The organism is Paraburkholderia sp. SIMBA_030 (assembly GCF_046535245.1).
In the GTDB taxonomy this organism is placed as follows: domain Bacteria; phylum Pseudomonadota; class Gammaproteobacteria; order Burkholderiales; family Burkholderiaceae; genus Paraburkholderia.
The window spans coordinates 1-262 of the sequence record NZ_JAWRXB010000821.1 but is presented as its reverse complement, the minus strand read 5'-3'; the positions used below and the strand labels follow the sequence as shown (position 1 = coordinate 262).

The window sequence follows — 262 nt, the reverse complement described above, 5'->3', positions numbered from 1 at the left end:
GCAAGTGATGATCCAGGCGCTGGAGCAGCAGCAGGTCGAGGAGGGGGCGGTGAATATCGGGCTGAACCAGGCCACGTCGCTCAACCAACTGCTGGCGGCGCTGGAGAAGGTGATCGGCAGCCTGCCTGCGATCAGCTATGGCGCGGCGCGCTCGGGCGATATCCGCCACTCACGGGCGGATAATCAGCGCTTGCTGGCGCGCTTCGACTTCCCGCAGGCAACGCCGTTGGTCGAAGGTTTGTCCCGGCTGCTCGGCAAGGCC

1 pseudogene is annotated in these 262 nt (G+C 66.0%); it reads left to right on the top strand.

From position 1 onward, the window contains the following. A pseudogene (locus SB772_RS42275) lies at positions 1 to 262 on the top strand (hypothetical protein); the annotation flags it as partial.